Origin of the sequence: Teichococcus deserti (assembly GCF_001982615.1) — a bacterium.
Classification (GTDB): domain Bacteria; phylum Pseudomonadota; class Alphaproteobacteria; order Acetobacterales; family Acetobacteraceae; genus Pseudoroseomonas; species Pseudoroseomonas deserti.
In genome coordinates, this window is record NZ_MLCO01000340.1 from 1 (window position 1) to 9,169 (window position 9,169).

Annotated in this window: 9 protein-coding genes; 3 read left to right on the top strand and 6 right to left on the bottom strand. The window is 73.4% G+C overall.

All coding sequences use genetic code 11. The features are described 5' to 3' along the window. A partial coding sequence (locus tag BKE38_RS33720) for a capsular polysaccharide export protein, LipB/KpsS family (protein ID WP_076960192.1) occupies positions 1–1,801 on the top strand: 1,801 nt, incomplete at its 5' end. Continuing rightward, positions 1,801–2,607, top strand: coding sequence for an SDR family NAD(P)-dependent oxidoreductase (locus BKE38_RS26465; protein WP_076960193.1), 807 nt, complete (start codon positions 1,801–1,803; stop codon positions 2,605–2,607). The genes BKE38_RS33720 and BKE38_RS26465, both read left to right, overlap by 1 nt. A gap of 17 nt (positions 2,608–2,624) precedes the next feature. On the opposite strand, the gene BKE38_RS26470 is transcribed toward BKE38_RS26465, so the two are convergent. The 5 genes from BKE38_RS26470 to BKE38_RS26490 form a co-directional block, all read right to left on the bottom strand. After that, positions 2,625–3,809, bottom strand: a complete 1,185-nt coding sequence (locus BKE38_RS26470; RefSeq protein ID WP_076960194.1) for a mandelate racemase/muconate lactonizing enzyme family protein — start codon at positions 3,807–3,809, stop codon at positions 2,625–2,627. Positions 3,810–3,955: 146 nt separating this feature from the next. After that, the gene (locus tag BKE38_RS26475) at positions 3,956–4,570 is read right to left on the bottom strand and encodes a hypothetical protein (RefSeq protein ID WP_131829740.1); all 615 of its coding nucleotides are present in this window, start codon (positions 4,568–4,570) and stop codon (positions 3,956–3,958) included. Between the two features lie 86 nt (positions 4,571–4,656). Then, positions 4,657–4,851 carry a heavy-metal-associated domain-containing protein gene (locus tag BKE38_RS26480; RefSeq protein ID WP_076960196.1) on the bottom strand — a complete coding sequence of 65 codons (195 nt, stop codon included), beginning with the start codon at positions 4,849–4,851 and terminating at the stop codon, positions 4,657–4,659. After that, positions 4,848–5,237 (bottom strand): Cu(I)-responsive transcriptional regulator, encoded by a 390-nt coding sequence (gene cueR / locus BKE38_RS26485; RefSeq protein WP_076960197.1) that lies wholly within the window; start codon positions 5,235–5,237, stop codon positions 4,848–4,850. Before cueR ends, BKE38_RS26480 begins: the two co-directional genes overlap by 4 nt. Beyond that, positions 5,234–7,585 (bottom strand): heavy metal translocating P-type ATPase, encoded by a 2,352-nt coding sequence (locus tag BKE38_RS26490; RefSeq protein ID WP_076960198.1) that lies wholly within the window; start codon positions 7,583–7,585, stop codon positions 5,234–5,236. The genes cueR and BKE38_RS26490 overlap by 4 nt, the downstream gene beginning before the upstream one ends. A 116-nt stretch (positions 7,586–7,701) precedes the next feature. Between BKE38_RS26490 and BKE38_RS26495 the strand changes: the two genes are divergently transcribed. Continuing rightward, positions 7,702–8,766: a trypsin-like peptidase domain-containing protein gene (locus BKE38_RS26495; protein WP_076960199.1), complete on the top strand. Its 1,065-nt coding sequence runs from the start codon at positions 7,702–7,704 to the stop codon at positions 8,764–8,766. A 61-nt stretch (positions 8,767–8,827) separates the two neighbouring features. Here the strand turns inward: BKE38_RS26495 and BKE38_RS26500 are convergent. Continuing rightward, positions 8,828–9,169: NTP transferase domain-containing protein (locus BKE38_RS26500; protein ID WP_165694293.1), on the bottom strand; the 342-nt coding region annotated here is incomplete at its 5' end.

A 9,169-nucleotide genomic window follows, 5' to 3' on the forward strand; every position in this document is an offset into this window, starting at 1 on the left:
CGCCCAGGCCGATCTGCTGGCCCTGCCGCTGGGCGCCCGGCCCCCCGCCCAGGCCTCCGGCCACCTGCTGCGCTACGCCCCCGGCCCGCTGCGCAGCCCCTCCTTCAACGGCCGCCACCGCACCCTCGCCCTGCTGCCGACGCCCGAGCTGCCGCCCTGCCTGCTCGACGCCCCGCTGGCCGCAGCCCCCGCTGCCACGCCCGAAGCCCTTGCCCGGGCTGAGGAATTCGCCGCCCGGCTGGCCGAGCAGCGGCTCGGCGGCGAGGCCGGCCTGCCCGATCCCGGCTTCGCCCGCCTTGGCCTGCCGCGCCGCGCCGCGCTGCTGGTGCTCGACCCCTGCCGCCCGGATCGCGCCGCCGCTGCCCGCGCGGCCCTCGCCGCCGCCGAGGCCGCCGCCCAAGGCCGCCCCGTCCTGATCGCCCGCGACCCCGCCGCGCCGGCTGAGGCCGCCTTCCAGCTGCGCCCGCCCACCGGTGCCCGGCTGCTGCGCGCCCGCCTGGCCCCCTGGACCCTGCTCGACCTGGCGGAGGACCTCTACGGCGCCGGCCCCGACATGGCGCTGCTGGCCGCCGCCGCCGGGCTGCGCGTCGCCGGGCGCGTCCTGCCGGCCGCCCCGCGCTGGGCCGCCCTGCTGGCCCATCTGCGCTGCGCCGATCCCTTCCTCTCCCGCCCCTGGTCCCCCGGGCAGGCCCTGGACCAGCTCGCCCAGTGGCAGCAGGCGCAGGCCGAAAACCGCCGCGTCGCCGTCTGCCTGGGCATGGCCTTCTGGAAGCGGAGCCGCATCACCGCCCTCTTCGCCCATGCCGGCGGCGCGCCGTCCTTCGCCCGCCGCCCGGCCCAGGCCCTGGCCGAGGCCCAGGCGCGGCGCGGCGCCGTCGCCGCCTGGGCCGGGGCGGTCCCCCCCGGCTTCCGCGCCGAATGCGCGGCCGCCGGCGTCCCCCTGCTGACCGTGGAGGACGGCTTCGTCCGGTCCCGCGGCCTTGGCGCCCGCTTCCTGCCCGGCGCCGCCTATGCCGTCGACGACCGCGGCATCTACTACGACCCGGCCCGCGAGAGCGCCCTCGAACACCTTCTCGCGATTACCGAGTTTTCACCAGATTTGCTCAGGCGGGCAGCCGAATTGCGCGCCGCGATCGTCGCCCGCGGCGTGACGAAATATAATCTTCACGGCCAGGCCCCCGTCATCGCCGCGCCGCAGGGCCGAAAAAAACTCCTGGTTCCCGGCCAGGTCGAGGACGACGCCTCGGTGCGACTCGGCGGTGGCGCCCTGCAGGGCAACCTGGCGCTGCTGCAGGCGGTGCGCGACGCCAATCCCGAGGCCTGGCTGGTCTACAAGCCGCATCCCGATCTGGAGGCCGGCTTCCGCAAGGGCCGCCTGCCGCCCGAGGCCCTGTCCGGCCTGGCCGACCAGGTGGTCACCGGCGCGCCGCTCACCGCGCTCTTCCCGCAGATCGATGCGCTGCACACCCTGACCTCGCTCTCCGGCTTCGAGGCGCTGCTGCGCGACGTCCCCGTCGTCACCTGGGGCCAGCCCTTCTATGCCGGCTGGGGCCTGACCGAGGAGCGGGCGCCCCCCATGCCCCGCCGAGGCCGCAGGCTGACGCTGGATGCGCTGGTCGCCGCCACCCTCATCCTCTTCCCCCGCCAGGTCGATCCGCTGACCGAGCTGCCCTGCCCGCCCGAGCTCATCCTCGAGCGGCTGGACGACCCGAGCGTCTGGAAGGTCTCGCGCTGGACCGCCCATCGCGGCATCGAGGGCTGGATCCGCGGCCTGCTCGCCCGCCGGAAGGGCCTGCGGTGATGTTTTCTTCAGTTGTCATCACCGGGGCGTCGCGCGGGCTGGGCGCGGCGCTGGCGCAGCGATTCGCCGCCCCCGGCGTCACCCTCCATCTGATCGGTCGTGACGCCGAGGCCCTCGCCGCGACCGAGGCCGCCTGCGCACCCGCCACCGTGAAAACCGCCCGAATCGACGTCCGCGACGCCGAGGCCATGGCGGCCCAGCTCGCCGCCTGGGACGCCGAGAGCCCCATCGACCTGGCCATCGCCAATGCCGGCATCGCCGCCGGCACCCGCCCCGGTGGCGCCCGCGAAGGCCTGGCCGCCATCCGCACCCAGCTGGACACCAACATGATGGGCGCGCTCCACCTGGTGGAACCGCTGCTGCCCGCCCTGCTGTCCCGCGGCCGCGGCAGCATCGCGCTGGTGACCTCGCTCTCCGCCTTCCGCGGCCTGCCCGACAGCGCCGGCTACTGCGCCAGCAAGGCCGCCCTTTGGAGCTACGGCGAAGCGCTGCGCGCCGAGACCGCGCCCAAAGGCCTGCGCGTCACCCTGGTCGCCCCCGGCTTCTTCGATAGCGCCATGGGGGAGCGCTGGGTGGGGGCGCGGCCGCTGTCCATTTCGGCCGAGGCCGCCGCCATCAAGGTGGAGCGCGCCATCCGCAAAGGCGCCGCCCGCATGGCCTTCCCCTGGCCGCTGGCCCTCGCGCTCAGGCTCTCGCCGCTGGCACCGTCGCGACTCGTCGACGCCATTGTCAGAAGCATGGATTTCAGGATCAAGGAATACACAGAGAAGGGGGCGCCGCCCCCTTCACCCCCGGCAGGAACCTGAGGTTCCTGCACCTCCCATCAATCCATCAACGTCTTCAACACCGCATACAACGCCGACTTCGACTCGAAGCCGATGCCAGGGGTTTCCGGCAACTTGATCCGGCTGTCCTCCACCGGCGTGTCATCGGCGAAGCCGCCGAACGGGGCGAAGACCTCCGGGTAGCTCTCGTTGCCGCCCAGGCCCAGCCCCACCGCGATGTTCAGCGCGAACTGGTGCCCGCCATGCGGCACGCAGCGCCGCGGGCTCCAGCCATGGGCCACCAGCATCTCCAGCGTGCGCAGGTACTCGACCAACCCGTAGGACAGGGCGGGATCGAATTGCAGGATGTCGCGGTCGGCGCGCAGGCCGCCATGGCGGATCAGGTTGCGGGCATCCTGCATGCTGAACAGGTTCTCGCCGGTCGCGATCGGACCGGCATAATGCTCGGCCAGCGCGGCATGGGTGCTGTAGTCCAGCGGGTCCAGCGGCTCCTCGTACCAGCGCAGCTTGTAGGGGGCGAGCGCCGCGCCATAGCTCAGCGCCGCATGCAGCCCGAAGCGGCCGTTGACGTCGACGCAGAGCCGCGAGCCGTCGCCGCCCAGCAGCTTCAGCACCGCCTCGATCCGCGCCACGTCTTCCTTCAGCGCGTCGCGCAGCGGCGTGCCGGGCGCGCCGCCGATCTTCATCTTCACCACCGAATACCCCATGCCGAGGTAGCGGCGCATTTCCTCGACCAGCTGGTCGACGCCCTTGCCGGGGTAGTAGTAGCCGCCGGCGGCATAGATCCAGGCGCTGTCATCGGCCTGGCCCTGGCGATAGCGCTCGGCCAGCAGGCGCCACAGCGGCACCCCCTCCAGCTTCGCCGCCGCATCCCACAGCGCCATGTCCAGCACGCCGACCGCGACCGAGCGCTCGCCATGCCCGCCCGGCTTCTCGTTCTTCATCATCGCCGCCCAGGCGCCGGCCGGGTTCAGCGTGCCCTCGGGCGTCGACAGCGCCACCTCCGGCGCCTCCAGCAGGCGGGGGATGAAACGCTCCCGCAGCAGGCCGGGCTGGGCATAGCGGCCGTTGGAATTGAAGCCGAAGCCGGTGGCGCTGCGGCCCTGCCCGTCCTCCACGGTGACGGCGACGATGCTCGCCGTCATCTTGGAGAAATCGATATAGGCATTGGCGATGTCGCTGCTGATCGGCGCGACGCCGTCGCGGATGGCGGTGATGCGCATGGGCGGAAGCTCCTCCTTGGCAGGCCTGGAGACCTGATCTGGCCCCCAGACTAGCCAAGGCCGCCGCCGCGTGAAGCCTCGCAGCCTTCGGAAGGCGCGGGTGATTCACGCCTTCCGGCGATTCCACCTCAGGCGATCACACGCGCTCAGCCGCGCGGATTGGCCGAGAGCCGCGCGAAAGGCCCGTAAAGGTCGCAGAGATCCTGGTCCGGCCGCAGCTTGCGGTAGCGCATCGCCGAAAAGGGATCCTGCGGCTGAATTGCCAGCAGGTGCCGCCCCGCCTTGTCCAGGAACAGCCGGTGCTGGAAGCTGTCGCCGCGGTGGATGACATAGACGTTGCGCTGCTCCGCCACCTCATCGGTCAGGTCGTCCAGCGCCCAGCGGCGCCAGGTGACGGCCCAGCCCTCCTTGGTGCGGGTCATGGCCCGCGGGTCCATGTCGGCATGGGTGTCGAAGAAGTCGCGATAGGTGCGGCTCAACCGCTCCACGTCATCGCGCAGCCGGGCGATCACCTGGTTGGTCTCCACCGGCGGCGCCGGGGCCGGCACCAGATGGATGTCGGTGCCGCCATAGCCGGTGAAGCGCGCCTGGCTGTATTCCGCCGCCGGCCGCTCGGCCAGCAGGGTCGTCGTGCCGGCCATGACCTCCGGCGCCAGCGCCGCGCCCGGCGGCGCCACCACGCTGGAGGGCCCCTGCGCGCCCCCCGCCAAGGTCAGCCCCATCCTGGGAAGCGCCGGGATTTTTTTCCACAAGCTGCTCATGCCGCACGCCCTTTTCCACGCGGGGGTCGATGCGCGCCCCGCGGAAGGGTGCTTGTGCCAGGACCGGGGTGAAGGAAGGCTGAAGGTCAGGTGGCGGTATAGCCCTCGGCCTCGATCAGCGCGGCCAGGCGGGCGCGCGGCAGGCGGCTCTCGGCCTTGACGCGGCCGGCGGCCAGGTCGACCCGCACCAGGGCGGCCGGGTCCTCGGCCTGGATCGCCTCGGTCACGGCGCGCACGCAATGGCCGCAGCTCATCCCCGTCACGGCAAAACTCTCAGTCATGGCAGCTTCTCCAGCTCATCCAGGATCGGGCAGTCGGGGCGGGCATCCCCGTTGCAATGCTGCGCCAGGTGGCGCAGCGAATGGGCCATGGCCTGCATGGCCTCGGCCTTGGCCTCCAGCGCCGCGACATGGTCGAGCGCGATGCGGCGGACATCGGCGCTGGCCCGGCCGCGGTCGTGCCACAGCGCCAGCAGCTTGCGGACATCCTCCAGCGGGAAGGCCAGCGCCCGGGCGTGGCGGATGAAGCGCAGCACCGCCAGATCGGTCGCCGCATAGTCGCGATAGCCGTTCTCCAGCCGGCGCGGCGCGACCAGCCCCTCGGCCTCGTAATGGCGGATCATCTTGGCCGAGAGGCCGGAGCCCCGCGCCGCCTCGCCGATGTTCATGGCTTCGCCCTCCAGCGGGTCAGCAGCAGCGCATTGCCCAGCACCGCCACCGAGGAAAAGGCCATGGCCGCCCCCGCCAGCGCCGGCGACAGCAGGCCGAAGGCGGCCAGCGGAATGCCCAGCGCATTGAAGCCGAAGGCCCAGACCAGGTTTCCTTTGATTTTCCGCAGCGTGGCGCGGGTGACGGCGAGCGTCGCCGGCACCAGCGCCGGGTCCGGGCGCAGCAGCACGACGGGGGCGGCGGCGATGGCCACGTCGGTGCCGCTGCCCATGGCGATGCCGAGCTCGGCGGTGGCCAGGGCCGCCGCGTCGTTCACCCCGTCGCCCACCATCGCCACTTTCTCCCCGGTGGCCTGCCAGCCGGCGATGCGCGCCGCCTTGCCTTCCGGCAGCACGCCGGCGGCGACCTCGGCGATGCCGAGCGCCTTGGCGACCGCGCCGGCGGCGGCAGGGCCGTCGCCCGACAGCATGGCGGTGGCGACGCCCTGGGCCTGCAGCGCCTGGATGGCGGCGACGGCGCCGGGGCGGGGCGCATCCTCGAAGGCCAGCAGCGCCAGCAGCCGCGGCGGCTCGGCCTCGATCAGGAAGGACAGCGTCTGGCCGGCGGCCTCGGCGGCGGCGATGCCGGCGGAGAGCGCCAGCGGATCGGCGCCCGATTCCTGCAGCAGCCGCGGGCTGCCGAGCATGACACGGCGGCCGTCGACGACGCCCTCGACGCCGCGGCCGGGCAGCGCGCGGAAATCCTCGGCGGGCTGGGGGTGGCGGCCGGCCGCCGCCAGCACGGCGCGGGCCAGGGGATGCTCGCTGCCGGCCTGCAGCCGGGCGGCGGCGGCCAGGGCCTCGGCCTCCGGCACACCCGGGGCCGGGGTCAGGCCAGCCAGGCGCGGGCGGCCCTCGGTCAGGGTGCCGGTCTTGTCGAAGGCGACCAGGGTGATGCGGCCGGCCTGCTCCAGCGCTGCGGCGTCGCGGATCAGGATGCCGGCCCGTGCCGCAGCGCCCGTGCCAGCCATGATGGCGGCGGGCGTGGCGAGGCCCAGGGCGCAGGGGCAGGCGATGACCAGCACGGCGACCGCGTGCAGCAGCGCGGTGGCGATCCCGGCGCCCACGGCCAGCCAGCCCAGCAGGGTCAGCAGCGCGACCCCCAGCACGGCGGGGACGAAGACGGCGCTGACCCGGTCGACCAGCTTCTGCACCGGGGCGCGGCTGGCCTGGGCCGCCTCGACCAGGGCGGCGACCTGGGCCAGGCGGGTCTCGCCGCCGACGGCGGTGGCGCGCAGCACCAGCCGCCCGTCGAGCGAGACGGTGCCGGTGGCGACGCTGTCGCCCGGCGACTTCTCGACCGCGCGGCTTTCGCCGGTGAGCGCGCTTTCATCGATGCCCGCGGCGCCTTCTTCCACCGTGCCGTCGGCGGGGATGCGCTCGCCGGGGCGGACCACCAGGCGGTCGCCGGGGCGCAGCAGGGCAGCGGAGATCTCTTCCTCGGTGCCGTCGGCGGTCAGGCGGCGGGCCAGGCGGGGGCGCAGCGCCAGCAGCGCGGCGATGGCGGCGCCGGTGGCGCGGCGGGCGCGGCCTTCCAGGTGGCGGCCAAGCAGGACGAAGGCGATGACCAGCGCCGCCGCCTCGAAATACAGATGCGGCTCGCCCTGCAGCAGCAGGACCAGCGACAGGCCGAAGGCGGCGCTGGTGCCGAGCGCCACCAGCAGGTCCATGTTGCCGGTCCGCGCGCGGAGCGCCGCCCAACCGGCGCGGTAGAAGCGCAGCCCCAGCCAGAACTGCAGCGGCGCGGCCAGCAGTGCCTGGACCCAGCCCGGCGGCATCCAGTGCCGCCCGAAGGCCATGCCGAGCATGCCGACCAGGAAGGGGGCGGCCAGGACGAAGGCGATGGCCAGCTCGATCCGGCCGCGGCGGTCCTCGGCGGGGCCGGCGTCTTCCGCCTCGGCGGTGGTGACGCGGTAGCCGGCGCGCTCGACAGCGGCGGCGAGCAGGGCCGGGTCCAGGCCGGCCAGGGTCGTCAGGGCCGCGCGCTCGGAGGCCAGGTTGACCGGGGCGTCCAGCACGCCGGGGACGCCGCGCAGGGCGCGTTCCACCCGCCCGGCGCAGCTGGCGCAGGTCATGCCCTCGATGCCGAGCGACCGGCTTTCCGTCGCCAGGCCGTAGCCGGCCTTGTCCAGCGCGGCCGCGAGCTCCGGCAGCGGCGCGGTGCCGGTGACCTCGGCGCGCTGGCTGGCCAGGTTGACGCGGGCGGCGGCGATGCCGGGAAGACGGGACAAAGCGCGCTCGACCCGCCCCGCGCAGCTGGCGCAGCTCATGCCGGTGACGGGAAGGGAAAGCGTTGAGGCGTCGGCCATGCCGGCCAGATGGGGCTTCCCATTGTGGGAAGGTCAAGCGGGGTGGCGCAGGGCTGCCATGTGAAATCCTGGCGCCCGGCCCTTGATCGCGGACGGCGAAGGCAAAGATCACGCGCATGCATCGCGCCCTTCTGCCCGCCGCCTGCGCCGCCATCGTGCTGGCCCAGCTTTCCGCTGCCGTCGCCCAGGCGCCGGCCGCTTCCGAACCGCCCGCAGCTTCAGGATCCCCTGGGGAGGCCGGGCAGAACCGCATCCAGGTGGTGAACCGCACCGGGCAGGACGCGACGGCGATCCATGCCGTGCGCAGCGGCCGCGCCGACTGGGGCAGCAACACGCTGCCGCGGCCGATGCCGACCGACAAGAGCTTCACGCTGCGGACGCGGACGGAGGCGGGGTGCCGCTTCGACATCCGGCTGATCACCGCCGACGGCAAGCGCGCCACGCTGCGCGACCGCGACATCTGCGCGACGCCGCGGGTGGAGGTGACGGCGGCCGATCTGCGCCCGGCGCCCAGCCGCCCGGCGGAGGGTACGCCGAACCCGCGGGCGGCCGGGTCGTCGGGCACCGGCTTCGTGGTGGCGACGGACCGGGTGCTGACGAACCAGCATGTGGTGGCGGGCTGCAACAAGATCTTCGTGCGCACCGCCGATGGCCGGACGCTGCCCGCCGTGCCGCCGGCCCGCGTCGACGAGAGTGTGGACCTGGCGCTGCTGGCGGTGCCGGGCGATCCGGGGGAGGTGGTGACCTTCCGCTCGACGCCGGATGTCCGCCGTGGCGAGGGGGTGATCGCCTTCGGCTTTCCGCTGGCGGGGCTGCTGTCCTCCGACCCGAAGCTGACGCGGGGCGAGGTGAACGGTATGAACGGTCTGCGCAACAACCCGAACCACTATCAGATCAGCGCCGAGGTGCAGCCGGGCAATTCGGGCGGGCCGCTGCTGGACATGCAGGGGCGCATCGTCGGCGTGGTGGTCAGCAAGCTGCATGCGCAGAACATTGCCAAGCAGACCGGCGACATTCCGCAGAACGTCAATTTCGCCATCAAGGGTTCGGCGGCGCAGGTCTTCCTGCGGCGGGCGGGGATCGTGCCGGAGGTGGCGCCGAGCAGCGGGGCGGATCGTTCTGCCGCGGATATCGGCGAGGACATCAACCGCAGCACCGTGTTCATCCGCTGCGAGAAATAATTCTTTCCAAAAGAAATAGATGAGGGGTCCGGGGAGAATACTTTCTCCTCGGCCTTTCTTTCTATGGGCCGAGATCTTCGGGCCGGTTGGCGTTGAAGAACGGATCGCCGGCGCTGGCGTCCCATTCCACCGTGGCGCAGCCGACGGTGTTCGCGAAGCGCCGTGGCTGCCGTTCGCCGTCGTTGATCGCGGCGCGCAGGGTGTCGCGCAGGCTGGTGGCCCAGAGGGCGACGGGCGGGTGGTCCTGGCCGCCTGACCTTGCCCGGGCGACCGGCGTGCTGTCCTGCCGGCAGGCGGCGTGCAGGCGGGTCGCCAGGTCGGGGGGGATGAAGGGGGTGTCGCCGGGGCAGGTCAGCACCCAGTCGAAGCCTTGTCCGGCGGCGGGGTCGAGGCCGGCCAGGAT

Coding starts and splice junctions, on each gene's coding strand:
- BKE38_RS26480 (WP_076960196.1), bottom strand. CDS start 4,851: ATGACTGAGAGTTTTGCCGTGACGGGGATGAGCTGCGGCCATTGCGTG.
- BKE38_RS26495 (WP_076960199.1), top strand. CDS start 7,702: ATGCATCGCGCCCTTCTGCCCGCCGCCTGCGCCGCCATCGTGCTGGCC.
- cueR (WP_076960197.1), bottom strand. CDS start 5,237: ATGAACATCGGCGAGGCGGCGCGGGGCTCCGGCCTCTCGGCCAAGATG.
- BKE38_RS26475 (WP_131829740.1), bottom strand. CDS start 4,570: ATGAGCAGCTTGTGGAAAAAAATCCCGGCGCTTCCCAGGATGGGGCTG.
- BKE38_RS26490 (WP_076960198.1), bottom strand. CDS start 7,585: ATGGCCGACGCCTCAACGCTTTCCCTTCCCGTCACCGGCATGAGCTGC.
- BKE38_RS26470 (WP_076960194.1), bottom strand. CDS start 3,809: ATGCGCATCACCGCCATCCGCGACGGCGTCGCGCCGATCAGCAGCGAC.
- BKE38_RS26465 (WP_076960193.1), top strand. CDS start 1,801: ATGTTTTCTTCAGTTGTCATCACCGGGGCGTCGCGCGGGCTGGGCGCG.